The sequence below is a fragment of the Caballeronia sp. LZ008 genome (genome assembly GCF_031451435.1).
In the GTDB taxonomy this organism is placed as follows: domain Bacteria; phylum Pseudomonadota; class Gammaproteobacteria; order Burkholderiales; family Burkholderiaceae; genus Caballeronia; species Caballeronia zhejiangensis.
Genome location: NZ_JARUXK010000045.1, coordinates 121,055 through 147,887, shown reverse-complemented (window position 1 = coordinate 147,887; position 26,833 = coordinate 121,055). Strand labels below are relative to the sequence as shown.

The window sequence follows — 26,833 nt, the reverse complement described above, 5'->3', positions numbered from 1 at the left end:
GCTTAGCTTGCCTGTGTTATCGGATGGACGGGCGATGCATGTTCTTCTTCGATGAGCTCGAGCGCGGCGGAGACAACCTCGTCTACCTCGACGCCGACAAGGCACGCGTGATGGCCTTCGGGACACACGCTGCGATAGCACCAGCGGCACGAGACATCGTGATACAGCACGCGATGCGACGTTTGCCACGGCATGTGCTGCGGATTCGTGAGTGCGTAGAGATCCACGACGGGCGCGCCCAGCGCGGATGCGAGATGCACCGGTCCGCTGTTGTTCGAGATGAGAACGCGAGCGCGCTGGATGAGCGCGGCGAGTTCGCCGAGTTCGAGCGCGCCGGACAGATCGTGCGCGTAGGGACTCGTGCCGCAGGCGGCGCGGCACAAGTGACTTTCGCTTCGCGAGCCCGTCACGAGAATCGGCCATTCCAATTGAGCGCCGAGACGTTCGATCGTTTCGACGAAGCGTTCGACGGGATAGCGGCGCGACTCCGCGCTCGCACCCGGATGCACGACGATGAACGGTGCGTCCACATCCACATCGCGGGCGATGAGCTTTTGCGTCAGCGAGTCGATATCGGCGGGGCGCACGGAGAAGCGCATGCGCGTATCGTCGGCTTTCGCACCGACTCTTGCGACGAGAGCGAGTTGCCGCTCCACTTCATGCCGTGTGCCGTGCTGCGGTTCAGTCTCCTGAACCCAGTCGGTGAGCAAACCATACGGATTCTCGCGGCAATGCGCGAGCCGCAGCGGAATGCCGGCGAGATGACACAACATGGCCGCGGGCAGCGGATTCTGGCTGTAGACGCTGAAGATCACCGCTGCATCGAAATGCGCCGATGCAAGGCGCGCACGCATGGCGAGATCGGCGAGGGCGTCGATGGGCGCATCCTGCTTGACCCACGGCGCGTCGTATTCGATCACATCGTCGATTGCATCGATGAAAGGCGCCGTCGCCTTGCCCGCTCGCGATGCGAGCAAGGTCAGATGCCTGCCCGGCTCCGCGGCGCGTAACGCGTGCAGTGCGGGCGTCGTCATCAGCACGTCGCCGAGATTGTCGAGACGGATGCAGAGAATGCGCTTGACATCCGCGCCCCATTCGCGCGCCTGGCTCGCGGCGCTCTTGCGCGCATGCGCTTCGACGACGGGTGCAAGCATGGGCTTCATGCGGGACACTCCGCATTGACGACTGCAATCGCCGCCTCGTACAGGTCCTTCGCGACGATATCCGGCTCGCGTCCAACGCCTTTGAGCCATTCGGTTTCGTTGCCGTTATCGATCAGCGCACTGCGGCAGCCCGCGCGATGACCGGCTTCGACGTCATCGAGAATGTCGCCGATGAACCAGCTCTGCGAAAGATCGATGCCATGCTCGCACGCCGCACGCAACAGCAGGCCGGGCGCGGGCTTGCGGCATTCACACGCGCGCGTGAATTCAGGCACGACGCCCCGCGGATGATGCGGGCACCAGTAAATGCCGGCGAACGACGCGCCCGCTTCGGCTGCGAGTTCACGCAAACGCGCTTCGACGCGATCGAGTGCCTGCAAGTCGAACTTGCCGAGCGCGACGCCGCTCTGATTGCTGATTACGAAGATCGGCAGTTCGAGCCACGAAAACAGGCGCAACGCGTCGAGCGCGCCCGGCGCGAGGCGCATCTTCAGCGGATCGACGTTCCAGGGCACATCGTCGAGCAAGGTGCCGTCCTTGTCGATGAAGATCGCAGGCCGCAGTGGTTGCGTCATCGTGCGGCTCCGCCCATGGCAACGCGCGCGGCGGCTTGTCCTTCCTCGCCCGCAAGTCGCGCGTAGACCTGTGCGAGCGCCTGCGCGACGCTCGACCAGGTGAACATTGCGTTCGCGCGGGCGAGGCCCGCTTCGCCCATTCGCGTGGCGAGCGCGGCATCTCGCTTGAGCGCGACGAGCGCATCCGCGAGCGCGGCCGGATTCTTCGGCGGCACGAGCAAGCCGGTTTCTCCGTGCGCCACCGAGTAGCGAATGCCGCCGACAGCAGCACCGATGACGGGCCGCCCGCAAGCCATCGCCTCCAGCGGCGTGATGCCGAACGGCTCATACCACGGCGTCGTCACGAAGACATCGGCTGCGTTATAGAAGTGCTTCAGTTCACCTCGTCCATGACGGCCCACGAAGTGAACATGCTCTTCGATGCCGCATTCGCGCGCGACACCGCGCAGCCTGCCGATCTCCGGCGTCGCGTTCTCGTTCGCTTCGTCGGAATTGCCGCCTGCCACATAAAGCTCGGCACTTTCGCCATGCTCACCGTGTAGCATGCCGAGCGCGCGCACGACATTGTCGACGCCCTTGCGCGGCACCATGCGCCCGAGTTGCAGCACGATGAACCGGTCTTGCGGCCAGCCGAGACGTTCTCTCGCTGCCGCCTTGTCTAACGGATGGAACTCCGCGCGATCGAAGCCGCACGGCACGAGGTCGATGCGCGCGGGATCGGCGTCGTACAGATGAATCAGATCGTTCTCGTCCTGGGGACATTCGGCGATGACCGAATCGGAGCGCCTGACGAGCTCGTCTTCGATATCGAAGCGCGCATCGGGAAAGCCGTCCGATTCGCCTTGATGCAGGCGTCGCACGCGCCCCAGCGCATGAAACGTCGTGACGAGCGGCACGCCGAGCGCGTCCTTGATGCGCAGACCCACGAGGCCCGACATGAAGAAGTTCGCGTGCACGATGTCATACGGTTGCGCTTCCTTCTTCATGAAGTCGATCATGAAGCCGGCGAACGCATCCATATGCGGCAGAAGCTGTTCCTTCGGTAACTGCACGGGCGGACCGGCCGGTACATTTATCACGCGGATGTTTTCGAAGCGCGAGACGAGCGGCAATAGCGAACGGTCGCAACGCGTGAACACATCGACGTCGTGACCGATGCGAACGAGCTGACGCGCGACATTCGCCACATAGATGTTTTGCCCGCCGCTGTCTACGCCACCCGCGATCGCCAACGGCGATGCGTGCTCACTGATCAATGCGATTTTCACGGAAGTCCCCTTATCTTGCGATCCCAATGTGCGTGTGCGCGGCGCGCCATCGCGTGGATCAGTCACCAGCGTTCAGCATTCCCTGTGCCACTCATTGTCGAACTGGCGAGAACTGCGAAACGATTTGCGGTTCGATGCGGGACGAACCAAATTTCGTTTGGTTCGTCCCGCGATGCACGCGTTTTTACGTGGGGCGTGTAGAACCGAAAGACGCCGACGATTTCGTTCGCCTGGCGCGGCGCAAATCGTCTTCGCGCACGACGCGGCGCATGTCCTGGACGCGCGAGGGGATCACGCGGCGCCTGGCCATCGCCCATGCGATGCCGCTTGCGAGGATCGGTAAATCGCGCATCAACGTGCGCTCGCGCCATGCCACGAGGAAGGCTTTTCCGGTGGCGTGAAGGGCTTGGTCGAATGGCAGGCGCATCCATGCGACCCACGCGGCGTTGCGCGCGAGGAGCCTGCGCCGTTGTGCGCTGTCGCGCAGCAGTGAGGGATGGTGATGAAGGACGAGGTCATCCATATAGACCATCTCGTAGCCGGCGGACAGGACATCCAGCGAGACGAGCGTTTCTTCTCCGCCGATGAAAAGCCTGGGCTCGTAGCCGCCGACTTGCCGGAAGACGTCGGTGCGGAACACGCACGCGCCCGCCATGAAGCCGACGAGCGCGGGACCGGGCAAGCCGCGATGCGGCAGCGGGCTTTCGCGCATTCGTTGGCAGGTCTCGTCCGCCGCGCCGTCGGCACCGACGACGACGCGCGCGTTGAGCACCGCGACGCGCGGCGCCGCGTCGAGGATCGCTACGGCGCGCGACAGCGATCCGGCGCTCCACCAGGTGTCGTCATCGCAGAATGCGACGTACTCCGTCGCGACGCGAGCGACGCCGAGATTGCGTCCGGCCGCGCCGAGATTGTCCGGCGCCTCGACGAGTTCGACCGATGGAAACTGCGCCGCAATGCGCTCGGCCGTGCCGTCGGTGGACGCATTATCGACCGCTACGATGCGGATGCGGTCCGGCAGCGCGGCAAGTCTTGCGAGCGTGTCGAGCACCTGATCGGCTCTGTTGTACGTCAGCACGACGACGGTGAGCCGCGCGCGATCGGGCTCGGAAAGTGTTGCCGGTTCAGCCATGGTCGACGGCTCGCAGAGTCCAGAAGCGTTCGGGCGCGAGCACGTCGTCATAGCCGTGGGGCCCGAAGGCTTTGAGCTGACTCGCATAACATTGCACCGCGCGTTGCTTCGCTTCGATGCAGCGCGAGAGCGTGGCGGCATCGATCGGATCGAGCAGCGGCGTCGCTTCGATGCCGCTTCCGATGAGTTCGACGAGCCGTTGCTGCACGAGGCCATCCATGCGCCGATATAGACAGTCTTCGTACGCAATGCATGCCGTCGCGTCCGAAAGGCACGCCTCGCGCGCGGCCGTATGAACCAGCGCGTGGTCGGAATGAAAGAGGCCAAGCGGCATGAGGAGCGTGGCACAATCCGTCTCGCGCATCACGTCGCGAATGGCCGAAGCGATCTTGGCGGTGGTCGCGCTCGTGCCGCCTTGCGTGTATTGGGAGTCGAGAAAGCCGAGATGCACGGCGCGCGCGCCCAGGACGTGCAGCGCGGCTTTGTCTTCGACACGGCGCTCGCGCATCGCCTGATGTGCGTCCGCGAAGCCGCACTGCGCGTCCCAGTCGGTGGCGAGCGCCGTGTCCGGCGCACCCGCGAATATCGTGCAGACGGATGCGCCCGGCGACGCGGCGAGCAGGGCGCCGCAACTGAAGACGGCATCGTCGAGATGCGGGGAAATCACCAGGGTTCTTTGAGCGGAGAGAGGCATGGCCGGTTGCTTTCGATGAATCGATCCGAAGCCACTGCGCAATGTGCGTGCCTCGACGCGCCGGTCTGCAGGTAATCGTCTGATCGTGCGCGGTCGGCGCGTGTCGATTGATTAGGAACCCAAGCTAATCGCAACGCGGAGACGACTTCAGCCCATTCGCATGAAGGCACCGCCGGGGTCCGCTCCGACCCAGGCGCATCGGCCGCGACCGACGCTTAACAAGAGCGTGAGCACGCCGGCGCACAAGAAGGCGAGCCGGACGATCGTGGGCTATCTGAGATTGTCGCGCGATGCAGAGCATAGGCTCAGCGCATCGCGATAACTTCAACGCCGCCGCTTCTGCTGAAGCGAAGGCGGCCGTTCGGTCAGGCTGTTCGCCGTGTCCTTGACGAGCGCGCCTGCATCGATGAACTGACGCCGGTACTCCGCCGGCGTCGTTTGCTTCGCGGCCTTGAATTGCCGATTGAAGTTGGCGACGTTCGCAAATCCCGAGCGCGCAGCGATGACCGATATCGGCAGCGACGTGTCGCCCAGCATCCGGCACGCATGGCCGATTCGAACCCGAGCGATGTATCGCCCGACGCTCTCGCCGATGTGCTGCACGAAATAGCGCGTCAAGGTGCGCTCCGAAAGGCTCGCCGCTTCGCATAGCTCCGATAGCCGGAGCGGTTCGGCAAAGCGCGCATCGATCATCGAAAGAACGCGATTGATGCGCTCGGGCTCGTGACCGGACGGCCCCGCGTTCGTCTGATTGAAAGCGCTCGGCGACGCGAGCGGATGGCCCGGCGCATCGGCGAGCGTGCACAGGACATCGAGCGCGGCGCTCAGGCGTTCGCGCGGCGCGGTCGAGAGCAACTGTTCGAGACGGCTGCGCATCCGTTCGCCGGCGGGAGGCTCGAACGCCAGCCCGCACGCCGCACGGCGCAGGAGCTTGCGAAGCGGCTCGTATTCGCGGCAGCAGTCCGCCATGCGCCGCGCCCAGTCGCCGTCGAACCAGATGACGATCGCGACTTGCGGCAACGACGAGTCGATCGACCGGTTCGACGACCACGTATGCGGCAAATCAGGCGGCACGAGGACGAGATCCTCGGCCTGATAGTCGTTCACCGAATCGCCGATATAGCGCTTGCCGTGACTGTTCATCGTCAGCGTCAGCTCGTATTCCGGATGGTGATGCCATTCGAATGGAATACGCGCGAGCCGCCGATGGTAAACCCGCACCGAACAGTCCGCGCCGAATTCGACATGCTCGTAGGCTGGTTTCATGGCCGAAAACGCAAATGAATTGCCTGAATCGTATCACCGCCGCAGACGGACGCATCATATGCTGTGTCCACGGCAATTCATGTGGAGACAATCATGGCGCTGAAAATCGATGACTTGCCGGGCGCGATCCGGCAAGCAAAAAAGGAACTGCGCGCCGCGCTGCCGAACTACCGCGAAGTGTTCGCGCAAGTCGAGCAGACGATCGGCGAGAAAGCGAAGCGGATCGCCGCGCGGCGCGATCGCGGCGAAGACGTCATTCCGGAAATTCAGTTCGCCGACATCACCGAAGGGCGCGTGAGCGGCGAGCAGATCGCGCTCGTCAAGTCGAGCGGCGCGTGCGTGATCCGCAATGTCTTTCCACGCGCACAGGTACAGCAATGGGATGAAGACATCGCGCATTACGTCGAACGAAATCGCCTCGACAAGCGCCTCGAAAACCGCGCCGAAGACAAGTACTTCGGTCAGCTCGCGTCGAGCAAGCCGCAAATCTACGGCGTGTACTGGTCGAAGCCTCAAGTGCTGGCTCGCCAGTCGGAATCGCTGACCGCGGCGCGCGTGTTTCTCAACAAGCTCTGGCGCAACGAGAGCGAAGGACGCGTTCACTTCGACCCGGAACATGTGCCGGTTTATGCCGACCGTCTGCGCCGGCGGCCGCCCGGTTCCGCGTCGCTCGGCTTGTCGGCGCATTGCGATGGCGGCTCGGTCGAGCGCTGGATCGAAGGCAATTTCCGCAAGGTGTATCGCCACGTCTTCGCGGGCAACTGGCGCGATTACGATGCGTTCGATGCCGCTTTCCGTCCCGATGTCGAAGAGATCGCATCGCCGGCCGTGTGTTCGATGTTCCGCACGTTCCAGGGCTGGACCGCATTGACGCCGCAAGGTCCGGGCGACGGCACGCTGCAGCTCGTGCCCATCGCCAACGCGATGGTGTACATCCTGCTGCGCGCGCTTCAGGACGACGTCGCCGACGACGACCTGTGCGGCGCGATGCCCGGACGCGCGCTGTCGATCAGGCCGGAGTTTCACGCGCCGCTGTTCGAGGCGCTGTCGTCGATCCCGAAGATGGATGCGGGCGACACCGTGTTCTGGCATAGCGACGTCATTCACGCGGTCGAAGACGAACACAAGGGCGCCGGCTACAGCAACGTCATGTACATCGCTTCCGCGCCCGGATGCGCCAAAAACGACGCGTATCTGAAGCGTCAATTGCCGAGCTTCCTGAAGGGCGAAAGCCCGCCCGATTTTCCAGGCGATCATTTCGAAGTCGATTTCGAAGGCCGCGCGACGCCCGACGACCTGACGCCGCTCGGCAAGTCGCAACTCGGATTCGAACAGCGCGCGTGAACGCGTCGCTTCATAAATAAATAAAACCCGGAGACAAGCAATGAAACGATCAACGATGTCGGTTGCGGCAGCCGTCGCGATGTTCATCGCCGGCACGCACGCGGTATCGGCCGCCGAACAGATCTCGGTCCTGCACTGGTGGACTTCCGGCGGCGAATCGAAAGCGATCCGCGTGCTCAAGGACGACATGAGCAAGCAAGGATACGAATGGAAGGACTTCGCCGTCGCGGGCGGATCGGGCACGGCGGCCATGACCGCGCTGAAGACACAGGTGATCTCGGGCAACGCGCCCTCCGCCGCGCAGATCAAAGGACCGCTGATTCAGGACTGGGCCGATCAGGGCGTGGTCGTCACGATCGATCAGGCCGCGGCCGACTGGAAAGCGCACACGCCCGCGCAGATCGACAACGCGATGAAGTCGGGCGGACATTACGTCGCCGCGCCGTTCTCGGTGCATCGGATCAACTGGCTGTGGATCAACAAGGCGGATCTCGACAAGGTCGGCGGCAAGCCGCCCACGACGTGGCCGGAGTTCTTCGCGCTTGCCGACAAATTTCGCGCGGCGGGCATCACGCCTGTCGCGCATGGCGGTCAGCCGTGGCAGGACATGACCATCTGGGAGACGGTCGTGCTGTCGCAAGGCACGGACTTCTATCGCAAGGCGCTCATCGATCTCGATCAGAAGACGCTCACGTCGCCGCAAATGATTCAGGTCTTCGAGACGGTGCAGAAGATACGCACTTACTTCGACAAGGCCTATCACGGCCGCGACTGGAATCTCGCCACCGCGATGGTCATCTCGGGCTCGGGCGGCATGCAGTTCATGGGCGACTGGGCCAAGGGCGAATTCGCGAACGCGAGCAAGAAGGCGGACGTCGACTTCGTCTGCGCGCCCGCTCCGGGCACGTCGAACGCCTACACGTACACGGCGGATGCCTTCGTGTTCTTCCAGCAGAACGGCAAGAAGGATGCGACGCCGGGACAGATTGCGATGGCGAAGACGATCATGTCGCCCGAATTCCAGGAACAGTTCAGCCTCAACAAGGGTTCGATTCCCGTTCGCCTCGATGTGCCGATGGACAAGTTCGACAGCTGCGCGAAGAAGTCTCGCGCGGACGAGCAGGCGACGATCAAGTCGGGCGGCTTCCTGCCTTCGCTGGCTTTCGGCGAACTTCAATCGCCGGTGACGGCGGGCGCGATCACCGACGTCGTGACGAATTTCATGAACTCGAACGAGGATGCGAAGGAAGGCGTGCGCAAGCTCGCCGCCGCCGCGAAGATCAAATAAAAGGCGCATCCGTAGCGCCGACGCCTTCATAAGAAGCCTTCCCGCCGCCCGACGGAATGTGGACTCAACGATTGTTCCCGTCTGGCACTAACTTCCTGGATTTTTCGCTGTGGATACTCGGTCATCGGTTCGCCGCTTGCGCGACGGACCGCACCGAAACGGGGAATGCCGCGCCGGCGAGCCCGATTTTCCACTTCTCCAGGAACCGTCATGAACACGATCCGCGTCTGTGGCTTGAAACGCCTGCCGGGCAAGCTGCTTAGAAAGTTCTCGCCGGCGCGCGCGCTGGCGACACTCGTCGTCGCCGTGTGCGCGTGGGGCGGCGCGCAGGCCGCGAACGCCGAAGACAAGGAAGTGACGATCGCGTATCAGCAGATCGTCGATCCCTGGGTCGTCGGCATCGCCGATGGCTCCATCGCCAAGGCGACCGGCTACAAGATCAACTGGCGGCAGTTCGAATCCGGCGCGAAGGTGGCGACCGCGATGGCCTCGGGCGACATCAAGATCGGTGTGATCGGCTCCAGCCCGCTCGCCGCCGCCGTCAGCCAGGGCGTGGACGCGCAGCTCTTCTGGATTCTCGACAACATCAACGAAGCCGAGGCGATGGTCGTGCGCAACGGCTCGGGCATCGCCAAGCCGGCGGATCTGAAGGGCAAGACCATCGGGGTCCCGTTCGTCTCGACGACGCACTATCACACGATGTTCGCGCTGCAGCACTGGGGCATCGATCCGTCGTCGGTGAAGATTCTCAACATGCAGCCGAATCAGATCGCGGCGGCGTGGGAGCGCGGCGATATCGACGCTGCCTACGTGTGGGATCCGGCGCTCTCGCAACTCAAGAAGAGCGGCAAGGTGCTGATTACGTCGGGCGATCTGTCCAAGCTCGGCAAGCCGACGTTCGACGGCATCGCGGTCGATCGTGCGTGGGGCGAAGCGCACAAGGACTTCATGGCGAAGTTCGTCAAGGCCATCTCCGATCTCGATGCGCAATACCGCAACGATCCGGCCAAATGGACCGCGCAGTCGCAGCAGGCCGCGGCCATCGCGAAGACGATCGGCGGCGCGCCGGCCGACGTGCCGGGCTCGCTTTCGCTGTATGGCTATCCGTCGGCGCAGGAGCAGGCGACGAAGCAGTGGCTCGGCGGCGGCGCATCGAGCCGCGCGGCCTTCGCGCTCAAGGACACGGCGGACTTCCTGAAGCAGCAGAAGCGCGTCGACGCCGTGCTGCCGGACTATTCGAAGTTCGTGACGGCGGAATACGTCGAAGCCGCGGAAAAACTGAAATAAGCCCGGCCGCGCGCCGCTTGCCCTTGGCACATCCGAGTCCGGAGGACATATGGGTTGCATGCAGGTGAAGAACGTGAGCGTGGTGTTTCCGGGCCGACGCCCGGGCGAGCGCGTGCAAGCGCTCGACGGCATCGATCTCACTATCGGCGATGGCGAATTCGTCGTCGCGCTGGGTGCGTCGGGTTGCGGCAAGACGACGCTTTTATCGCTGATGGCGGGTTTCATCGCGCCGTCATCGGGTGAGATGCTGCTCAACGGCAGGCCGGTAGAAGGGCCGGGCGCCGATCGCGGCGTCGTGTTCCAGAAGCACGCGCTCTTGCCGTGGCTCAACGTGCTCGACAACGCGACCTTCGGCCTGAAGCTGCAAGGCGTGCCGAAGGCGCAGCGCGAGGACATCGCGAAGCGCAATCTCGCGCTCGTCGGCCTTCAGGATTTTCATCGGCACATGATTTATCAGCTGTCGGGCGGCATGCAGCAGCGCGTCGGCATTGCGCGCGCGCTGACCTGCGATCCGGCGATGCTGCTGATGGACGAGCCGATGGCCGCGCTCGATGCCCTTACGCGCGAGACCATCCAGGAGCTGCTGCTCGATGTCTGGCAGCGCACGCAGAAGATGTTGTTCTTCATCACGCATAGCGTCGAGGAGGCGCTTTTTCTGGCGAGCAGGCTGATCGTGATGTCGCCGCGTCCGGGCCGCATCACGCATAGCTACGATCTCGATTTCAACCGCCGCTTCCTCGCCACACGCGATGCGCGCGCGATCAAGTCCAGCCCCGATTTCATCGAGATGCGCGAGCGGGTGCTCGGCATCATCTACGGCGACGAGCGCGCCGCTCATCATGCGGAGGAGATTCATCATGGTTAAGCGCGCATCGATGACGGTGCCCGGTCCCGCGATCGACAGCGGCATCGGCGCATCGCGGCGTCCGCCGGGCCGGCACGCGCGGCAATCGAAGAAGAAGCCGGTGAAGCCGGGCGACACGTTCGGCGTGCCAGGCTACGGCAGCAGCTTCGCGATGAGCATCGCGACCGTCGCCGTGCTCGTGGCCGGCTGGTTTCTGATCACCGGCATGCACTGGGTCAAGCCGCTCTTTCTTCCGTCGCCGCAAGCGGTCTATGCGAAGTTCATCGCGGTGGCGAGCGATGGCTTCGCGAACTCGACGCTCGCGGAACACGTCGTCGCGAGCTTGCTGCGCGTGTTCGGCGCATTCGCGCTCGCGTGTGCGACGGCGATTCCGGTCGGCGTGATGATGGGCGTCTCCCGGCACGCGCGCGGCGTGTTCGATCCGCCGATCGAGTTTTACCGGCCGCTGCCGCCGCTCGCGTATTTGCCGCTCATCATCATCTGGTTCGGCATCGGCGAGTTCTCCAAGATCTTCCTGATCTATCTCGCGATCTTCGCGCCGCTCGCGATCGCCGCGCGCGCGGGCGTGCGCTCGGTGTCGATCGAGCAGATCCACGCCGCGTATTCGATGGGCGCGTCGCGCACGCAGGTCGTCACGCATGTGATCCTCAAGTCCGCGCTGCCGGAGATTTTCACGGGCATGCGTATCGGCATCGGCGTCGGCTGGACGACGCTCGTCGCGGCGGAGATGGTCGCTTCGACGCGCGGTCTCGGCTTCATGGTGCTCAACGCGGCCGAGTTTCTTGCGAGCGATGTCGTCATCATGGGCATCATCGTGATCGGCTTCTTCGCGCTTTGCTTCGATCTGCTGATGCGGTATCTGGAAAAAGCGATGGTGCCGTGGAAAGGCCGCGTGTGATGCCTTTCAATAGCCGATCCTGAGCGGCTCGGGATGCGTGCGGCTGATCGCGAGTGTCGCGCCGACCTTGAAGCCCGAAAGTGTGATGGATGCCGTGAACGGACGGCATCCGTTCGCCGCGTTCGGATCGAGCGCCGAATTCGCCTGGAACGACTGCGTGACGCCTTCGGCCGCGAAGTACACGGTGACGTCGTTGCCGCGTCTGACCGCGAGCGCGGCGCGCGGTCCGTTGAGCGAGTCGAGGATCGGATCGCCGCTGCAATCGGACGATGCGAAATCGACGACCTTCGTCGCGAGCCAGTTGAAGTCGGTCGCGGAAAAGTGAAAGGTCGCGTCCTGTACGCGTGCAATGGGAATCACGGCGGTTGCGTCTCCGGCCGTCAGCGCGACGCCGTTTTGCGCGGCGAAGATCGTGAGATCGCCGATGACGTGACCGTTCGCATCGAACACCCTGACAGGGCGATGCCTTGCCTGATGCGCGAAGTCATCGGCGGGCGATGTTGTTGCGTATAGCGCGATCAGCGCTCCGATCAGCCAGTGCCTCATGTCGGTCTCCGTGCGGTCCGTGCGCGTCTTCCGTCAATAAGCCACGCGCAACGGCTCGGGATAGTGCTGCGTCAGCGGATACGTGCGCTCGATGGCCCAGTAGTTGGCGCCTTGGTCAGACAGACTCGTCAGGCAGGTCGTCGCGCCGGTAGACGGATCTGTCTGCCTGAACGACCACACTTGCACGTTGCCGGACATTTGCTTGCCCGCGATATAGACGGTCACGTCGGCGCCTTCTCTGAGCGGCATCGCCGGAGCGGGGCTGCCGGCATCCGCGACGGCGACGCTCCCGGTGCAATCGTGCGATGGGTAGGGCACGAACGTATAGCCGACCCATTCGTATTGCGAGGCCGAATACTGCAACGGACCGACGCGCTTGTGATTCACCGCCACGAAGACGGGCTCGCCGTCTATCGCGAGATACACGCCGTTGACGCCCGAATAAACCTCCAGCGGGCCGACGCGCTTTCCCTGTGCGTCGTACACCATCGGCTGGCGCAATATGTTCTCGCCGGAATGCGCGCGATCGTCGCGTTTATCGCGTTTATCGCGTTCATCGGCGGCGCTCACGCTCGCGCACAGGACGAGCAGCACAACAAGCATTCGACACATGAAGCGTCTCCGTCGATCGTGCCCGATCAATATCTGATGGTGAGCGGCTCGGGATAATGAGCCGTCAGCGGATAGTTCGTCTCGGCCGTGAATGCGGGCACGGGCGCGGTGGATGGCGGCATGTGCCCGATAGTCGGCGGCGGCGTGCACTGCTTGCCGTCGAAGACCGCGACGACCTGAGCGGGCGACGAGTCCGTATCGCCCGCGATCAGGAGCGTGACGTCCGCGCCCGTTCTCATCGCGATCGACGGTCGTGGGCCGCTGCCGGGAGGAATGATCGGCGAGCCGCTGCAATCGGCGGTCGAGTAGTCGAATGGTCCGTAAGTCGACCACTGGAATTTCGCCGAGTCGTACGCTTCGCCGTTGTTGTTCAGGCGCGTGATCTGCGCGAAGACGAGCGCGCGGTCGATCGTGAGGAACACGCCGTCGTAGCCGCCGTAAGAAGCAAGGCGTCCGATAAGTTTGCCTTGTGCATCGAATACTTTCAGGGCGGGCTGGTCGCGATGTCGTCGCCAGTCCTGCCGGTCGTCTGCGTCCGCATGCAGGGACATTGCGCTCACGGCCGACAGGACCACGAAGATAAGCGACAGACGCATGAGGCGTCTCCTTCCACTGACGACGTCCGCATGGGGCTTGCGGACCGGATTCGACTGTTCAATGAGCATAGGTTCGCGATGCGCTTATTTCAAGCGCCGCGAAGTCATGGATAGCTTTGCAAATCGCCGTCGGCTCGTTCGTCTTTGAATGAGACCCGAAGGAGCACGCGATGAGCGGACGCGATTTTCTCGAACAAGGCCCTCTTGCGGCCATCGACGGGGTGAGGATCGGCGAGTTGATCGGACTCGATGGCGACGCTGCGTCCCCGTTCGTCGTCTACCCTGGCCAGCCGGGGAGCGCGGCGCTCGTCGCGCGCACGGTCGTCGATCTGCGCGGCATGCATATCGGCCGTCAAGTCGCGCTGATGTTCGAAGCCGGAGACCCGACGCGCCCGATCGTCATCGGCTGTCTGATCGGATGCGAAGCCTGGCCGTTCGACGATGCGCCCGCACAGATCGATGTCGACGCCGATGGCAAGCGGCTTCTCGTGACGGCGAAGGAGCAGATGGTGCTGCGTTGCGGAAAAGCCAGCATCACGCTCACGCGCGACGGACATGTGCGCATACGCGGAAGCAGCGTGTCGAGCAGTGCGTCAGGACTGAATCGCATCATCGGCGGATCGGTGCAGATCAATTGATGCATGTCGCCGTGGACACGACGAGAGCCGACGAAGCCGAACCGGTCGCCGACTCGGCGAGCGGCGTGCTTTTCCGCGTGCTGGAGCAACATGTCGAAGACGCCGCCGCCTTGCGGCGAATCCGCTCCCGTCTCGTGCGCGCGCCGCATGTGAGGCTCTCCGATCTGACACGGCTCGACGAACGCATCGCGGCGCATCTCGACGGCATCGCCGTGGCGGGACGCGCCGGCCTGCGTTCGAGCATTCGGGCGCTGGAGCACGCGGGCAAGGGCGAACTGTTCACCGCCGCCGTCGGTTGCATCGAGGCGCGTTCGGACCCGGCGATCATGCGGCTGCTCGCTTTGAGTCAGGCCACGCCCAATGCCAGAGCGGGCTTTCATTCGGCGTTCGGCTGGGTGAGTCCGGGCCGTCTCGCCGGTGTCGTCTCGATCCTGCTCGCGTGCGACGACCCCGCCGCGCGACTGGCTGGCATCGAGGGATGTGCGCAGCATCGCGTCGATCCGAAGCGGCATCTCGACGCGGCGCTCGTTTCCGACGACGCTGTGCTGCGCGCCCGGGCGCTGCGCTGCGCGGGTGAGATCGGCCGCGTCGATCTGCTCGGAACATGTCACGCCCATCTCGATCACGCGGACGCGTCATGCCGGTTTCATGCCGCGCGATCCGCGCTGCTGTTCGGCGATCGCGACGAGGCGCTCGAGGTCATACGCGATATAGCGGCTACGCCATCCATGTTCGGCGACATCGCGCTCGCGCTCGCGGCGAGCGTGCTCGCGCCCGCCGATGCGCATCGATGGCTGGAGCGATTCGCTTCTAAACCGGAGAGTGCGCGCAGGCTGATTCGCGCCGTCGGTTTCACCGGCGATCCACGTTATGCGCAGTGGCTGATCGGCCGTATGGACGATGACCGCGTGGCGCGGCTCGCGGGCGAGAGCTTCAGTCTCATCACGGGAGCCGATTTCGTTCGTCTCGGGCTGGAACGCGCGCCGTTGGCATCGGGGAATTCCGGCGGCGAAAAAGATGCCGATGCCGCCGAGGAAGAGGACGACGGCGCGCCTTGGCCGGACCCCGACAAGACGCGCACATGGTGGCACGCCAACAAGGCGCGGATGCCGGGCAACGGGCGCTATCTCATGGGCGCGTTGTCGTCGAAAGCGCAGTGCATCGACGTGTTGCGCAATGGCGCTCAGCGGCAGCGCGCCGCGGCGGCCATTCAACTGCGCCTCGCCGATCCGCGCAGCGTGCTCTTCAATTGCGCAGCGCCTGCTTGGCGTCAGCGACGCGCATTGCAGGCGATGGATTGACGCTCTTTCAAAACGATTCTTCGTGCTTCGTCTTAACACTGTTCGCGATAGGGGGTCGTCAATGTGGAGCATCGAGAATCGGACTGCCTACGAAGTCGATACGTCATGGACGCGAGACAAGGAGGGCACGCACGAATGGATCGTCGCGGTAAAGGCGACCTATGACATCACGCCGGCGGGACCGCGGCTCGCGGACGAGCAGACGCCGCCGGTCGAGACCGCCGAATACACCGGCACGCCCGGACGGTCCAGCCTTCGCTACGACTCGGACTTGCTCGGGCCCAAGCCGACGACCGACATCGTGCTCAACGGTACCGCTTACGCGCCCGGCGGCAGGCCCAGCGACGACTTTCTGGTCGGCATGCGGGTTGGGCCGGTTCGCAAGACGCTGCGTGTTCGCGGACATCGTAGATGGGGAAAAGGGATGCCCGGACGCATGCTGGCGGAGCCGGTCGTCCGTCTGCCGGTCATCTACGAGCTCGCTTATGGCGGCTACGATGCGCCCGGCGACGACCCCGCCAGACACTGCTATGACGCCCGAAATCCGGTCGGGCGAGGCGTAGTCGGCGCAGGGCAGAGCCGGGAAGGCATGGCGATGCCCAATTTCGAATACCCGAGCGGACGTCTGGACAAGGATGGCCCCGCCGGGTTCGGCGCCATCGACAGCTTCTGGTCGCCGAGGCGGGAACGCGCCGGCACTTACGACGATGCGTGGATGCGCGATCGCTCGCCGCTGTTGCCCGAGGATTGGAGTCCGCACTCCTTGCAGTGCGCTCCACCCGATCAGCAACCCGCAAGCCCTCTGCAGGGCGGAGAGCCGGTCGAACTGATCAACCTCACGCCCGCAGGGTCGATGTCCTTCGCGCTGCCGAAGGTGCGCCTGGCTTTCACGACGCGCATCGACACCCGCGACGAGGAGCATCGCGCACGCCTTTCGTCGGTGATACTGGAACCCGATGCGCTGCGTTTGATGCTCGTGTGGGTCACGGTTCTGAAGGTCGAAGACGAACCCGATTATCTCGAGAGCACGCTGGTCCGCGAGAAGGATTACCTGTCATGAGCGCACGCGTCGTCATGGCGGCCGCCGGTGCGCGCACGCCGCTCGGTCTCGGGGCAGAGGCAAGCGCGGCGGCCGTGCGGGCGGGTATAGGGGCGGCGCGCGAGCATCCGTTCATCGTCGACAGGCTCGGCAACTACGTGAACCTGGCCTTCGACGCCGAACTCGACCCGGGGCTGCACGGTCCGTCTCGTCTGCTTGCGCTGGCAGGTTTCGCGTGGCGCGACCTGACGCGCGCCCTCGCTCACCTGGGCGAAGCGCCGCTTCGATCGCCGATGATGGTCGCGCTGCCGGAGATCCGCCCTGGCTTCACGCATGAAGACGCGAGCGCCGTCATGCAGGGATTGCGGCGGCTGGGCGGATCGACGATCGATCCGATACAAGTCTCGGTGCATGCGCAGGGGCACGCAGCCGGAGTAGCGGCCTTCAGGAAGGCGAGCGAGTCGCTCGGAAGCGGCGAACTGGACGCGTGCGTCGTCGGCGGCATCGACAGTTATCTGCATCCTGAGACGCTGAATTGGCTCGACGGCCGCAGGCAGATCGCAGGCGAAGGATCGAGGAGCGGCTTCGTCCCCGGCGAGGGCGCGGCATTCTGCCTGTTGATGAGCGACGCCGCGTGCCGGCGGCTCGGCGTTGCCGAAACGATGCACCTCGTTGCAGCTGCGACAGGATCGGAGCGCTGCCTCATCAAAACGCGCGAGGTGTGCGTCGGCAAGGGTCTGACCGCGGTCGTGCGAGACGCGCTGACGAGCGCGCCGGGCGCGCGGAAGACGATCGATCATGTCATCTGCGATATCAACGGCGAGCGTTATCGAGGCGAAGAGTGGGGGTTCGTCTGCCTGAGACTGGGCCGGCATTTCAAGGATGCCACCGGCTATCTGTCGCCAGCGGACGTCTGGGGCGATGTGGGCGCGGCGTCAGGGCCATTGTTCGCGATGCTGGCTCATCAGGCGGCGTCGCGTGGCTATGCGGCAGGCCCGAGAACATTGATCTGGTCGAGTTCGGAGGCGGGCTTGCGGGCCTGCGCGCTTTTCGAATCGGCCACGATGCCGGCCGCTTCGCGCCATTGACTTGCTCGACGCGCCATGACCAGCGTTGGAATCCATCCTCCGAAGACGCCTGTCACCAAGGGCAGTTCCGGCACTGCTCGGGCCACGCTCCCGAACATGTGCAAGATGCCGGCGCCGCCCGCTCCGTTCGTTCCGGCTGCGTTGCCCAATACCGCCAAATCGGGGGATTCGCCGGACGGCTATTCGACGAGCGTCAAGATCGAGGGCGACGAGGTGGCTATCCGGGGCGCGATGTTCAACAGCTTCGGCGACATGGCCAGCAAGGGCACGGGCGGCGGTCTGCTTTCGAGCAACACGCACGGGCCGGCCAGATTCATCACGCCGGGATCGATGACGGTGAAAATCGAGGGCAAGAGCGTTCATCTTCTCGCCGAGCCGATGCTCAACAACTGCGGCCCGAACGGTTCTCCGCCCAATACCGGCGCGACGATGACAGGCGTGAAGCAGAAAAGATCGAAACGTCCGCCGGCGACTCAGGTCGGACCGGATTGCGGGAAAAAGAAGAAAAAGAAAAAGCGCAAATGGGACGATTGCATGTGCGGTCAGGTCTGCGAGATGGTCAAGGCCTACAACCAGTCGAAGAGCAAGAAGGCGAGGCTGAGCGATAGTCCCAGCAATCCCGGTTCCGACCACTATGATGCGTATCAGGCGAGCCTCAAGCAATTCGCGAAGGACTTCGCCGACGCAGTGACCGCGGCCGCCGGCAATCCCGATCATCCGGCCATCAAGCGCATGTTTTACAGTCCGAAGAACGTGAAGCCGCCGGACTGTCAGCACGAAAAATGGAAGCAGGCGGGAGGATTGGCGGACCCCGCTCGCAGCGGCCCGGGCGCAATGAATCCGGATCACATGCACCCGGCTTCTCTTAGCGGGCCACTCACCAGCGCCAATATGCGATGGGCCGACGCCCGCGTGAATTACACGGTCGGCGGCAGCATGAACCGGCTCAAACCCGCCCCCAAGCGCATGAAAGCGCATCCCTCTTGTAACTGTGATTAAGGAGGTCGCGTGAACACCCAACAGATGCAAGACCTGCTGCAGAAGCTGAGTGATACCAAGTTCAAGCTCAACGGCTACTTCAGCGACGATCCCGTGCGGCCTCAACTGCGCCCGCCGGCGAGCGGAGGCGACCTCGCGGCGCTCGATGCCTTTCTGCAAGCGCGCAACCTCGTCATGCCGGCGAGTTATCGATTGTTTCTGTCCACGAGCGATGGCGTATCCAGCTTGATGAATGATGAATTGTCACTGCTTTCGGCGCTCGAGGTCGCGCGCGACGACCACGGTCTCCTTCCGGAAATGGTCGACGAGTACCCGGCGTGCAGCCAGTTCGTCATCGGTGCGGGGAACACGCCGGAGTGCGTTTCGTTCGACGTGGACACTTCGCCCTCTAAGCATGGCTACGAGGTTGTGTGGATTTCCAGCATCGGGGAGCAATGGCGTCACGATAACTTCGAGGCTTTCCTGAAGGGCTATCTTTCAGTGCTGGAGCGTCGTGTTGCCGCTCAGCAGAAAGACCGGAAAAACCTCAAACCCTGACCGGGAAGTCCGACGCGATGGCAAACCCCATCCTCGAATTCACGGATGATCCTTCGTCGCCCATGCCGCTGGTCGAATTGAAACAGCATCTCGTGTTCTATGTGCCCGATCCGCCCGGTCCGGTCACGACGAGACGCGTGTATGACGCGTACCTTCGCGCGGTCGGCGATGTCTTCAGGAACTACAGGTCGACCGTTTCGTGGGCGAGGCTCGAAGCGTGGGATGCGGCGGCGCGCATTCGCTTCGAAACCGTCTTGCTTCCCGAACTGCGCAAGACGGTGCATTGGGGCTATGGGTTTTCGGACGCAAAGCCCGTCGATTCGCGGGTTTTCATGTTTCACGGCTTTCGGCCTTTTACGGAACCCGAAATGGCGAGCTTCTTTCGCTTCGAATTCGATTGGCAAGTCGATGCCGCATTCCTCCGTTCACTCGCACTCGACATGATGTCGATGTTTCCGGTTTGCTCGGGCTATGGCGGTTATCTGCTGCAGGGACGTCCGTCTTCGAAATACGAAGAAGTTTCGTTCGAGCGCATCTATGCTTTGGCGCGCCGATACTGGGGCTGCGATGTGGAGGAGATCGAACTGAGCGCCAGGGAACTCAAGCGAGGCTACAAGTGCCTGAGCTGGCTGACGGTCATCGGCGAACCTTTTCGAACGCAATATCAAAAGGAATTAGCGCAGGCGAAGCTTGCTGCTTTCGATTTCGTCGATGGGCCTTTCGCGACGCTTTTGCAGGTGTCGGACAGCCCGACGCTCGGCGACCGCAACGTTCAAGCGGATCTGAAACCGTATTTCGATGTCGCACGTGCGTTGTTGCCGATGCAGATCAAGAGCCACGAACCGTTCTGGAGCACTCGATGGGAAGGCGGCCAGACCATGGCGTGGCTACAGCGCTTCACACATGGATGGCCGACCTGAGTCCATCCACTCACGCCGCCAGCGAACCGCACTCGGCCTTGCTGCTCGCAGCCTTCTTCGTCCGCCCCGCGCGTGACGGCGGCTGACACGCGCCGCACACGAAATGCGCCTGAAGATCGTGCCTGTGCGCGACGAACTTGCCCTTGCAGCGGCAGCATGGCGTCTGCTGCAGCATGTCCGCTTCGAAGAAGCGCACCAGTGTCCATGCACGCGTCAGGCTCAGGACGACTTCGAGCCGGTTCTGCCCGCAGTGCTCGACATACAGTCGATAAGCCTTGGTCAACGCATCGAGACGCGAACAGCGTGTCTGCTCCTTGAGAAACAGATAGATGTTGTAGAAGAGCGATGAATGGATGTTGGGCATCCACGTCATGTACCAGTCCGCCGAGAACGGCAGCATGCCCTTGGGCGGCGGCATGCCCTTCAATTCCCGATACAGACGGATCATGCGGTCGCGCGATAACGTCAACTCGGTTTCGAGCAACTGCATGCGAGCGCCCAGTTCGATGAGAGCAATCGCGCGATAGACTTCCTGCGCGTCGTCGCTGACGCTTTTGCGAAGCGTGGTTTCCATGCTCATGCGAACTGTTCCGCCGGCTGTCCGGCCAGCAGGATGGCGGCGTGAGTGGCGCCGACGTCGACGTGCGTGGCCGGTTGCGTCAATGCGGACAGCAACGAATGATCGTTGAAGCGAAACGCGCACAACAACTGGTTCGAACTGCAAAGCTTGATTGTTTGCGCGGGCGTGAGACTGGCCAGAATCATGGCGATTTCCGGCGAAAGCCCGAGCCGGAACATGGCGACGGACTTGTCCTCGAGCAACATGCGTTGTGCAAGGATCACGTACGACAGATTGATCTCGCGGATCGAGTCAAGCGATTCACTGCTATTCATGGTTTCCCGCTCTTCGGAAAAACCCCGTGGTTCATGCCGGCATTCTTGCCGTGCAATTTTCTTGTGCCTCGTTTGCGACTCGATCGACGTTCGCGATCATCTTGATACAAGCGTTACATTTAGTCACAACTTCGGCGTAAGGTTAGGGTTCACCGAAAGGAAAAGCAAGCGCGCGAATTTCGCGGTTCCTTTCCTAATCTATCAATGCGGATGGCGTGGCGATCGGGAGCCCGAGCACGTCGTCGGGGGCGACCGGCCGGCTCAGCAGGAAGCCCTGCACGAAGTCACATTGCGCATGCCTGAGCAATTCCAGTTGCGCTGTTTCCTCGACGCCTTCAGCCGTCACGCTCAGGCCCAGCGTGTGACACATCTGGATGATGCCGCACACGATGCTGCGCGTTGCCTGATCCGATTCCATCCGCGTGATGAAGGAGCGGTCGATCTTCACGCAGTCCGGTGCGAAATCAGCCAGATAGCGCAGACTCGAATAGCCGGTGCCGAAGTCGTCGATGGCGATGCGCACGCCCAGCTTCTTCAACGCACCGAGCGTGCGCTGTGCAAGGCTCGGGTCGTCCATCAGCGCGCTCTCGGTGAGTTCGAGTTGCAGCGTCGAGGCGGGCAGGGCATGGCGGCGCAAGGCTTCGTCGACGACATCGACGATGGTCGCGTCGCGCAGCTGTCGCGCCGACACGTTAACCGAAACGCCGAGCGCGCGCGCGCCGGCCTGCCGCCATAGCGCGAGCTGACGCAGGGCGTCGTCCATCACCCATGCGCCGACTTCGGCGATGAAGCCGCTTTCTTCGAGAATGGGTATGAAGACGCCCGGCGAGACGAGCCCGCGCTCCGGATGCCGCCAGCGAATGAGCGCTTCGACGCTGCGGACCTCGCGCGTGTGCGGCTCGTGGATCGCCTGGTAGTGAAGCTGAAACTCCTTCTTGGCGAGCGCCGCGGGCAGGTCGCGCTCGAGTTCGAAATCGACGATGCGTTCGCTCGAATCCTTGTCGGCGAAACGGTAGCCGTTGCGTCCGGCTTTCTTGGCCGCATACATCGCGATATCGGCGCTCGTCAGAAGCGTCTCGCGATTCGCCCCGTTTTCGGGAAAGACCGATATGCCGATCGACGCCGTGATCGTGCCGGCGCGGTGTGCCTGATCCGCCTGCACGAGCGCATCGAGCGTGGCGCGCGCGATCTCGGCGAGCGGGTCCTTGTGCTTCGCGCCGTCGATCAGCACGGCGAATTCGTCGCCGCCGAGACGTGCGAGAAATGCATCGGCCGGCAACGCGGCCCGGATGACCCTGCTCAGCGATTTGAGCAGCCGGTCCGCCGCCGTGTGACCGAGCGTGTCGTTGAGCACCTTGAAACGGTCCAGGTCGATGAACATCAGCGCGAAGGGCGCCTGCTTGCGGCATCGCTCGTCGATCCTGCACATGAGCGCGGCGCGATTCGCGAGACCGGTCAGCGAATCCGTGAAGGCGAGGCGGTCGAGTTCGGCGAGGCGGTCCTGCTCCGCCGTGACATCCTCGCTGATGCCGACGATGCGCGCCACATTGCCCGCGCCGTCCAGAACGGGCGATCCGGTGCTTTGAATCCAGCGCACATTGCCGTCCAGACGGCGGATGCGGTATAGCGCCTTCTGGCTGACTTTCGATTCGGCGATCCGGCGCATCGCGGCCGTGAGTTGCGGCAGGTCTTCCTGCAGCACGAGCGCCATCCAGGCCTGGGGCGACTCGCGAAACGTTTGCGCATCCAGGCCGAAGACGGCCGCGCATCCCGCGCTGATGTGATGAAAGCCCGTGAAATCGGCGTTATAGGAATAGAAGCAAAGGCCGACGTGCGCCTCCATCTCCGACATCAGCGTCTCTCTGGCGCAGAGCGCGGCGGCGAGTTCCGCCTGCTGCGTCATGTCCTGCGAGGCGCAAATCACGCCTTCCACGCCGCCGTCGCCGTTCTCTATCGGAATGAGGCGCGAATGCCAGGTCTTGGGCGCGCCCGACGTGGTCGGGCAACTGCCTCGGAATGTCGCGCGTGCGCCGCTCATGGCGGCATGAAACGCATCGTGCGCGGCGGTCGCGTCTTCACCGGACCAGAAGCCGAGCCAGTTCGAACCGGCGAGTTGTTCGGGCGCGCTCGCTTCCATGAGTTCGGCGCCATATTCGGAAATGCGGACCATGCGGCCATCGGCGTCGAGCAGTTTCAGGCATTCGCGATTGGCGTCGAGAAGCGCTTTTGCGAGCGCGGTCGTGGCGTTCGCGCGCGCGGCGCTCCGGCGTGCAAGACGCAAAAAGAACGCGAACGCGATCGCGCCCGAGACGACGCCCGCGCAGGAAGCCGCACCTTCGGACACGAACGACAGTGCGAGGTAGCAGAGCGCGCCGACGCCCAGGCCCGCGAGGCCGATCTGCGTGAGAACGGTCCAGGAGAGCGTCGCGCGGTCGCTTCGCGTGGACAGAAAGAAAGCGAGAAATTCCTGATTTCGCGCGGTCTTGTGCCCCTGTCGCGAGCGATCGCCGCTGGCGACGGTGCTGGACGATCCGGATTGGGGAGACTGGGACATTACGTTGATGACGCGGGCTCTCGATGAACGGGCAGCGGGCTCGGCGTTGCTTTTAGCGAAGATCACGCCTTGTTTACGTCAGCCGGATTCGGGAGCTTTAGGCGCCCGGAAGCCGGCGGGCGTCGGCCGACGCGCCGACGCGGTAATTTTGTCCAGCCGATGCCGCGTGCGCCGCGCCACGACGAACCGATGCAATCACTTGTGGCCGGCGGTGGATGCCGTGCCGAGCACGCGGTCGTCCAGACGATCGTCGACGATGCCCGCCGGTTCGACGTGCGCCGTGACGTCCGATGCCTGAAAGAGCCGCTGCACGGCTCTTTCCGCGTCATCGGCGATGGCGTGGCCCTGCGCGACGGTCAGCTCGCCGGCCACTTCGAGATGGAACTCGACGAATACGCGATCGCCGCCGTTTCGCGTGCGGATGTCGTGCACGCCTTGCACGCCTTCGACCGCCGTCACGGCCGCCGCAATGCGCGCGCGTTCGGGATCGTCCAGTTCGCGATCGAGCAGTTGCACGAGCGCAGCCACCGCCATGCCGCGCGCGTTCCACAGCATGTAGAGCGAGATGCACAGCGCGCCGATTGCGTCGGCGCGTGGCCAGTCGAGCAAGTGATCGAGCAGCAGGGCGACGAGCACGGCGATATTCACGGCGATATCGGTCGCATAGTGCGCGCGGTCGGCGGCGATGGCGGTCGATCCCGTGCGCTTCACGACCCACGTCTGCATCAGCACGAGTCCGATGGCCGCAAGCGTACTCACGACGATGACCGCGATCCCGAAGTCTGTCTGATTCAACGGTTCGGGATTCACGACGCGCTGCCCCGATTCGATGCCGAGTCCGACAGCCACGCCCGTGAGCAGCAGCGCCTGCACGAACGCCGCCACCGCTTCGGCCTTGCCGTGACCGTAGCGGTGCCCCTCGTCGACCGGGCGCAGGGCATAGCGCACACCCATGAACGTCACCGAAGACGCGACGACATCGACGAGGCCATCGGCTGCGGCGGTGAGCAGCGAGATCGATCCGGTCGCGAACCAGGCCCACACCTTCAACACGACGAGCACCAGCGCGAACACCAGCGCGACGATCGACGCCATGCGACGAAGCGCCTCGTCAGTGTTTCGTTGTGACATCGTTAGCTCCTTGCAGCTTTTCGCGCAGCATTATTCTGACGCGATTCTACGGACGATTCGCGAAGGCGTTGCCCTTCGCGCGCATCGCGTTCATATCGCGCAACGAAGAATGCGATTTTTTCCATCGGTGATCGTCTTTCATCTGCGGACGAGCACGTCCGCGTCACGGACTTTCGCATCATCAAGGAGATCATCATGAAACCGATTTTGATGGCGCTCGCGGCGGCGTCCGCGCTTGCGCTGCCGATTGCCGCGCTCGCGCAGACGGACGCGGCGCTCACGCGCGCCCAGGTGCGCGCCGAGCTCGAGCAACTGGAGCAGGCCGGCTACTACCCGGGCAGAGGCGAGGATCCCGGCTATCCGGCGGCGATCCAGGCAGCGGAGGCGCGCGTATCGAGCCGGAACGACGCGACTGGCTATGGCGGCGCGATGTCGGGCGCGTCGGCGACGGGCGCTCGCGCCGTCATGCGCCCGGCATCAGCGCAGGAGATGAAGCAGATCTATTTCGGCGGTCAATAAGCGCGTATCGCACGGCATCCGATGCCCGCCCGCCGCCCGCGAGGCATCGAAAACGCAACCCACGACGGCGGCGTTTCTCAGGAGTGTTCAGACATGGCAAACCATCCGCTCAACGGAAGCGAACGCGAGTGTTTAAAGGACGCGCAGCCCATCGGCAAGGCAGACCCGAACGAACGTCTGGAGGTCACCATGCTCGTGCGACGGCGCTCGCACGATGCGTTCGAGAAGCACATCAGCGCGCTCGCGGCGCAAGGCGCGTCGGCGAAGCATATCGATCACGACGAGTTCACGAAGCATTTCGGCGCGGACAGCGCGGACCTGGCGGCGGTCCATGCGTTCGCGCAAAAGCACGGACTGTCGGTCGTCGAGAGTCACGAGGCGCGGCGCGCGGTCGTGCTCTCTGGCACGGTCGCGCAGTTCGACGCGGCCTTCGGCGTGAGCCTGCAACAGTACGAACATGACGGCGGCACCTATCGCGGCCGCACGGGACCGATCCATCTGCCCGATGAACTGAACGGCGTCGTCGATGCCGTCATGGGTCTCGACAACCGTCCGCAGGCGCGGCCCAGCTTCCGGACCCGCGCGCAGGGCAACGTGCGCTGGACAGCGCGCGCAGCGGGCGCGTCGACGTTCACGCCGGTGCAGCTCGCGTCGCTCTATGACTTCCCGCAAGGCGACGGTCAGAATCAATGCATCGGGATCATCGAGCTGGGCGGCGGCTACCGTCCCGCGGATCTCAAGACGTATTTCGCGTCGCTGAATATGAAGGCGCCGTCCGTGACCGCGGTTTCGGTCGATCACGGACGGAACCATCCGACCGGCGATCCGAACGGTCCCGATGGCGAAGTGATGCTCGATATCGAAGTCGCGGGCGCGGTCGCGCCGGGCGCGAAGATCGTCGTCTATTTCGCGCCCAACACCGACGCGGGTTTTATCGACGCCATCGGCACCGCGATTCATGACACGAAGAACAAGCCGTCGGTGATTTCGATCAGTTGGGGCGGTCCGGAATCGGCATGGACGCAGCAGGCGATGAACGCGTTCGATCAGGCGTTCCAGTCGGCGGCGGCGCTCGGCGTGACGATTTGCGCGGCATCCGGCGACAACGGTTCCGGCGACGGCGTGGGCGATGGCGCGGATCACGTCGATTTCCCGGCGTCCAGTCCGTATGCGCTGGGCTGCGGCGGCACGTCGCTGCAGGCGAGCGGCAACGGAATCGCTAGCGAGACCGTATGGAACGACGGCGCCAACGGCGGCGCGACCGGCGGCGGCGTGAGCTCGTTCTTCGCGCTGCCCGCGTGGCAGGAAGGGCTGCGAGTCACGCGCGCGGGCGGCGCACACAGTCCGCTCGCGATGCGCGGCGTGCCCGATGTCGCCGGCAATGCCGATCCCGTGACCGGCTACGAAGTGCGCGTCGACGGTCACGACATGGTGATCGGCGGAACGAGCGCGGTCGCGCCGCTATGGGCCGGACTGATCGCGCGCATCAACGCGATCAAGGGCGCGCCGGTGGGGTATATCAATCCGCATCTCTACAAGGACCCGCTGGCGCTCGTCGACATCACAAAGGGCAATAACGACGATTTCCACGCGACAGCCGGATGGGACGCCTGCACCGGCCTCGGACGGCCCGATGGCAAGAAGGTGAAGGATGCGGTGAGTTGAGGCTGAAATGCGTG

At 63.9% G+C, this 26,833-nt stretch carries 27 protein-coding genes; 14 read left to right on the top strand and 13 right to left on the bottom strand.

The features are described 5' to 3' along the window. Positions 1 to 2: 2 nt before the first annotated feature. The 6 genes from QCE49_RS34225 to QCE49_RS34200 form a co-directional block, all read right to left on the bottom strand. Entirely contained in the window at positions 3 to 1,163 is a 1,161-nt protein-coding gene (locus QCE49_RS34225) for a glycosyltransferase family 9 protein (protein WP_409017638.1), read from the bottom strand. Further along, positions 1,160 to 1,738 carry an HAD-IIIA family hydrolase gene (locus QCE49_RS34220; protein WP_250457696.1) on the bottom strand — a complete coding sequence of 193 codons (579 nt, stop codon included), beginning with the start codon at positions 1,736 to 1,738 and terminating at the stop codon, positions 1,160 to 1,162. The genes QCE49_RS34225 and QCE49_RS34220 overlap by 4 nt, the downstream gene beginning before the upstream one ends. Further along, positions 1,735 to 3,006, bottom strand: a complete 1,272-nt coding sequence (locus QCE49_RS34215; protein WP_008345367.1) for a glycosyltransferase family 1 protein — start codon at positions 3,004 to 3,006, stop codon at positions 1,735 to 1,737. The genes QCE49_RS34220 and QCE49_RS34215 overlap by 4 nt, the downstream gene beginning before the upstream one ends. A 184-nt stretch (positions 3,007 to 3,190) precedes the next feature. Continuing rightward, positions 3,191 to 4,138, bottom strand: coding sequence for a glycosyltransferase family 2 protein (locus tag QCE49_RS34210; RefSeq protein ID WP_250457695.1), 948 nt, complete (start codon positions 4,136 to 4,138; stop codon positions 3,191 to 3,193). Further along, entirely contained in the window at positions 4,131 to 4,805 is a 675-nt protein-coding gene (locus tag QCE49_RS34205; protein ID WP_250457694.1) for a PIG-L family deacetylase, read from the bottom strand. The genes QCE49_RS34210 and QCE49_RS34205 overlap by 8 nt, the downstream gene beginning before the upstream one ends. Before the next feature lie 351 nt (positions 4,806 to 5,156). After that, complete coding sequence (locus QCE49_RS34200; protein WP_008345370.1) at positions 5,157 to 6,098, bottom strand: helix-turn-helix domain-containing protein; 942 nt, start codon at positions 6,096 to 6,098, stop codon at positions 5,157 to 5,159. A 93-nt stretch (positions 6,099 to 6,191) separates the two neighbouring features. Between QCE49_RS34200 and QCE49_RS34195 the strand changes: the two genes are divergently transcribed. The 5 genes from QCE49_RS34195 to QCE49_RS34175 all read left to right on the top strand — a co-directional run bounded on the left by QCE49_RS34195 (position 6,192) and on the right by QCE49_RS34175 (position 11,780). Then, complete coding sequence (locus QCE49_RS34195; RefSeq protein WP_250457693.1) at positions 6,192 to 7,442, top strand: DUF1479 domain-containing protein; 1,251 nt, start codon at positions 6,192 to 6,194, stop codon at positions 7,440 to 7,442. Between the two features lie 40 nt (positions 7,443 to 7,482). Further along, on the top strand, positions 7,483 to 8,730 hold the full coding sequence (locus QCE49_RS34190; RefSeq protein ID WP_409017637.1) for an ABC transporter substrate-binding protein: 1,248 nt from the start codon (positions 7,483 to 7,485) through the stop codon (positions 8,728 to 8,730). A 210-nt stretch (positions 8,731 to 8,940) separates the two neighbouring features. Continuing rightward, positions 8,941 to 10,017 carry a taurine ABC transporter substrate-binding protein gene (gene tauA, locus QCE49_RS34185; RefSeq protein WP_250437755.1) on the top strand — a complete coding sequence of 359 codons (1,077 nt, stop codon included), beginning with the start codon at positions 8,941 to 8,943 and terminating at the stop codon, positions 10,015 to 10,017. Positions 10,018 to 10,066: 49 nt separating this feature from the next. Then, positions 10,067 to 10,882, top strand: a complete 816-nt coding sequence (locus QCE49_RS34180) for a taurine ABC transporter ATP-binding protein (protein ID WP_008345374.1) — start codon at positions 10,067 to 10,069, stop codon at positions 10,880 to 10,882. Continuing rightward, positions 10,875 to 11,780 carry an ABC transporter permease subunit gene (locus QCE49_RS34175; protein ID WP_409017636.1) on the top strand — a complete coding sequence of 302 codons (906 nt, stop codon included), beginning with the start codon at positions 10,875 to 10,877 and terminating at the stop codon, positions 11,778 to 11,780. The genes QCE49_RS34180 and QCE49_RS34175 overlap by 8 nt, the downstream gene beginning before the upstream one ends. A gap of 6 nt (positions 11,781 to 11,786) precedes the next feature. On the opposite strand, the gene QCE49_RS34170 is transcribed toward QCE49_RS34175, so the two are convergent. The 3 genes from QCE49_RS34170 to QCE49_RS34160 are packed head-to-tail and all read right to left on the bottom strand — an operon-like array spanning position 11,787 to position 13,534. Further along, the gene (locus QCE49_RS34170) at positions 11,787 to 12,326 is read right to left on the bottom strand and encodes a hypothetical protein (RefSeq protein WP_250457692.1); all 540 of its coding nucleotides are present in this window, start codon (positions 12,324 to 12,326) and stop codon (positions 11,787 to 11,789) included. Positions 12,327 to 12,359: 33 nt separating this feature from the next. After that, positions 12,360 to 12,938 carry a hypothetical protein gene (locus tag QCE49_RS34165; RefSeq protein WP_250457691.1) on the bottom strand — a complete coding sequence of 193 codons (579 nt, stop codon included), beginning with the start codon at positions 12,936 to 12,938 and terminating at the stop codon, positions 12,360 to 12,362. A 26-nt stretch (positions 12,939 to 12,964) separates the two neighbouring features. Next, on the bottom strand, positions 12,965 to 13,534 hold the full coding sequence (locus QCE49_RS34160) for a hypothetical protein (RefSeq protein WP_250437753.1): 570 nt from the start codon (positions 13,532 to 13,534) through the stop codon (positions 12,965 to 12,967). Between the two features lie 170 nt (positions 13,535 to 13,704). On the opposite strand from QCE49_RS34160, the gene QCE49_RS34155 reads away from it, so the two are divergent. The 7 genes from QCE49_RS34155 to QCE49_RS34125 all read left to right on the top strand — a co-directional run bounded on the left by QCE49_RS34155 (position 13,705) and on the right by QCE49_RS34125 (position 20,056). Next, positions 13,705 to 14,172 carry a DUF6484 domain-containing protein gene (locus QCE49_RS34155; protein WP_250442125.1) on the top strand — a complete coding sequence of 156 codons (468 nt, stop codon included), beginning with the start codon at positions 13,705 to 13,707 and terminating at the stop codon, positions 14,170 to 14,172. An 11-nt stretch (positions 14,173 to 14,183) separates the two neighbouring features. After that, positions 14,184 to 15,473, top strand: coding sequence for a TIGR02270 family protein (locus tag QCE49_RS34150; protein ID WP_250457690.1), 1,290 nt, complete (start codon positions 14,184 to 14,186; stop codon positions 15,471 to 15,473). Positions 15,474 to 15,534: 61 nt separating this feature from the next. After that, positions 15,535 to 16,533 carry a DUF2169 domain-containing protein gene (locus QCE49_RS34145; RefSeq protein WP_250457689.1) on the top strand — a complete coding sequence of 333 codons (999 nt, stop codon included), beginning with the start codon at positions 15,535 to 15,537 and terminating at the stop codon, positions 16,531 to 16,533. Next, positions 16,530 to 17,600, top strand: coding sequence for a beta-ketoacyl synthase N-terminal-like domain-containing protein (locus QCE49_RS34140; protein ID WP_175982427.1), 1,071 nt, complete (start codon positions 16,530 to 16,532; stop codon positions 17,598 to 17,600). Before QCE49_RS34145 ends, QCE49_RS34140 begins: the two co-directional genes overlap by 4 nt. A 15-nt stretch (positions 17,601 to 17,615) precedes the next feature. After that, entirely contained in the window at positions 17,616 to 18,599 is a 984-nt protein-coding gene (locus QCE49_RS34135; protein WP_250457688.1) for a PAAR-like domain-containing protein, read from the top strand. A gap of 9 nt (positions 18,600 to 18,608) precedes the next feature. Continuing rightward, positions 18,609 to 19,136 carry a hypothetical protein gene (locus QCE49_RS34130; RefSeq protein WP_250457687.1) on the top strand — a complete coding sequence of 176 codons (528 nt, stop codon included), beginning with the start codon at positions 18,609 to 18,611 and terminating at the stop codon, positions 19,134 to 19,136. A gap of 17 nt (positions 19,137 to 19,153) precedes the next feature. Next, positions 19,154 to 20,056, top strand: coding sequence for a type VI immunity family protein (locus QCE49_RS34125; protein ID WP_250457686.1), 903 nt, complete (start codon positions 19,154 to 19,156; stop codon positions 20,054 to 20,056). Positions 20,057 to 20,066: 10 nt separating this feature from the next. On the opposite strand, the gene flhC is transcribed toward QCE49_RS34125, so the two are convergent. From flhC to QCE49_RS34105, 4 genes are all read right to left on the bottom strand, one after another. Then, on the bottom strand, positions 20,067 to 20,636 hold the full coding sequence (gene flhC, locus QCE49_RS34120) for a flagellar transcriptional regulator FlhC (RefSeq protein ID WP_008345386.1): 570 nt from the start codon (positions 20,634 to 20,636) through the stop codon (positions 20,067 to 20,069). After that, the gene (gene flhD, locus QCE49_RS34115) at positions 20,633 to 20,950 is read right to left on the bottom strand and encodes a flagellar transcriptional regulator FlhD (protein ID WP_250437747.1); all 318 of its coding nucleotides are present in this window, start codon (positions 20,948 to 20,950) and stop codon (positions 20,633 to 20,635) included. The genes flhC and flhD overlap by 4 nt, the downstream gene beginning before the upstream one ends. A gap of 193 nt (positions 20,951 to 21,143) precedes the next feature. Further along, positions 21,144 to 23,504 carry a bifunctional diguanylate cyclase/phosphodiesterase gene (locus QCE49_RS34110; protein ID WP_250457685.1) on the bottom strand — a complete coding sequence of 787 codons (2,361 nt, stop codon included), beginning with the start codon at positions 23,502 to 23,504 and terminating at the stop codon, positions 21,144 to 21,146. A 195-nt stretch (positions 23,505 to 23,699) separates the two neighbouring features. Beyond that, on the bottom strand, positions 23,700 to 24,635 hold the full coding sequence (locus tag QCE49_RS34105) for a cation diffusion facilitator family transporter (RefSeq protein ID WP_033535665.1): 936 nt from the start codon (positions 24,633 to 24,635) through the stop codon (positions 23,700 to 23,702). Between the two features lie 195 nt (positions 24,636 to 24,830). On the opposite strand from QCE49_RS34105, the gene QCE49_RS34100 reads away from it, so the two are divergent. Both QCE49_RS34100 and QCE49_RS34095 read left to right on the top strand, forming a co-directional pair. After that, on the top strand, positions 24,831 to 25,154 hold the full coding sequence (locus tag QCE49_RS34100) for a DUF4148 domain-containing protein (protein ID WP_250442119.1): 324 nt from the start codon (positions 24,831 to 24,833) through the stop codon (positions 25,152 to 25,154). 93 nt (positions 25,155 to 25,247) lie between these two features. Next, entirely contained in the window at positions 25,248 to 26,819 is a 1,572-nt protein-coding gene (locus QCE49_RS34095) for a protease pro-enzyme activation domain-containing protein (protein WP_008345391.1), read from the top strand. Positions 26,820 to 26,833: the final 14 nt, after the last annotated feature.

Excerpts from the sequence above, each read along its gene's own strand:
- QCE49_RS34110 (WP_250457685.1), bottom strand. The coding sequence starts at position 23,504 with ATGTCCCAGTCTCCCCAATCCGGATCGTCCAGCACCGTCGCCAGCGGC.
- QCE49_RS34195 (WP_250457693.1), top strand. The coding sequence starts at position 6,192 with ATGGCGCTGAAAATCGATGACTTGCCGGGCGCGATCCGGCAAGCAAAA.
- QCE49_RS34140 (WP_175982427.1), top strand. The coding sequence starts at position 16,530 with ATGAGCGCACGCGTCGTCATGGCGGCCGCCGGTGCGCGCACGCCGCTC.
- QCE49_RS34100 (WP_250442119.1), top strand. The coding sequence starts at position 24,831 with ATGAAACCGATTTTGATGGCGCTCGCGGCGGCGTCCGCGCTTGCGCTG.
- QCE49_RS34210 (WP_250457695.1), bottom strand. The coding sequence starts at position 4,138 with ATGGCTGAACCGGCAACACTTTCCGAGCCCGATCGCGCGCGGCTCACC.
- tauA (WP_250437755.1), top strand. The coding sequence starts at position 8,941 with ATGAACACGATCCGCGTCTGTGGCTTGAAACGCCTGCCGGGCAAGCTG.
- QCE49_RS34165 (WP_250457691.1), bottom strand. The coding sequence starts at position 12,938 with ATGTGTCGAATGCTTGTTGTGCTGCTCGTCCTGTGCGCGAGCGTGAGC.
- QCE49_RS34225 (WP_409017638.1), bottom strand. The coding sequence starts at position 1,163 with ATGAAGCCCATGCTTGCACCCGTCGTCGAAGCGCATGCGCGCAAGAGC.
- QCE49_RS34125 (WP_250457686.1), top strand. The coding sequence starts at position 19,154 with ATGGCAAACCCCATCCTCGAATTCACGGATGATCCTTCGTCGCCCATG.
- QCE49_RS34170 (WP_250457692.1), bottom strand. The coding sequence starts at position 12,326 with ATGAGGCACTGGCTGATCGGAGCGCTGATCGCGCTATACGCAACAACA.
- QCE49_RS34220 (WP_250457696.1), bottom strand. The coding sequence starts at position 1,738 with ATGACGCAACCACTGCGGCCTGCGATCTTCATCGACAAGGACGGCACC.
- QCE49_RS34135 (WP_250457688.1), top strand. The coding sequence starts at position 17,616 with ATGACCAGCGTTGGAATCCATCCTCCGAAGACGCCTGTCACCAAGGGC.
- flhD (WP_250437747.1), bottom strand. The coding sequence starts at position 20,950 with ATGAATAGCAGTGAATCGCTTGACTCGATCCGCGAGATCAATCTGTCG.
- QCE49_RS34095 (WP_008345391.1), top strand. The coding sequence starts at position 25,248 with ATGGCAAACCATCCGCTCAACGGAAGCGAACGCGAGTGTTTAAAGGAC.
- QCE49_RS34180 (WP_008345374.1), top strand. The coding sequence starts at position 10,067 with ATGGGTTGCATGCAGGTGAAGAACGTGAGCGTGGTGTTTCCGGGCCGA.
- QCE49_RS34200 (WP_008345370.1), bottom strand. The coding sequence starts at position 6,098 with ATGAAACCAGCCTACGAGCATGTCGAATTCGGCGCGGACTGTTCGGTG.
- QCE49_RS34190 (WP_409017637.1), top strand. The coding sequence starts at position 7,483 with ATGAAACGATCAACGATGTCGGTTGCGGCAGCCGTCGCGATGTTCATC.
- QCE49_RS34175 (WP_409017636.1), top strand. The coding sequence starts at position 10,875 with ATGGTTAAGCGCGCATCGATGACGGTGCCCGGTCCCGCGATCGACAGC.
- QCE49_RS34160 (WP_250437753.1), bottom strand. The coding sequence starts at position 13,534 with ATGCGTCTGTCGCTTATCTTCGTGGTCCTGTCGGCCGTGAGCGCAATG.
- flhC (WP_008345386.1), bottom strand. The coding sequence starts at position 20,636 with ATGAGCATGGAAACCACGCTTCGCAAAAGCGTCAGCGACGACGCGCAG.
- QCE49_RS34105 (WP_033535665.1), bottom strand. The coding sequence starts at position 24,635 with ATGTCACAACGAAACACTGACGAGGCGCTTCGTCGCATGGCGTCGATC.
- QCE49_RS34155 (WP_250442125.1), top strand. The coding sequence starts at position 13,705 with ATGAGCGGACGCGATTTTCTCGAACAAGGCCCTCTTGCGGCCATCGAC.
- QCE49_RS34145 (WP_250457689.1), top strand. The coding sequence starts at position 15,535 with ATGTGGAGCATCGAGAATCGGACTGCCTACGAAGTCGATACGTCATGG.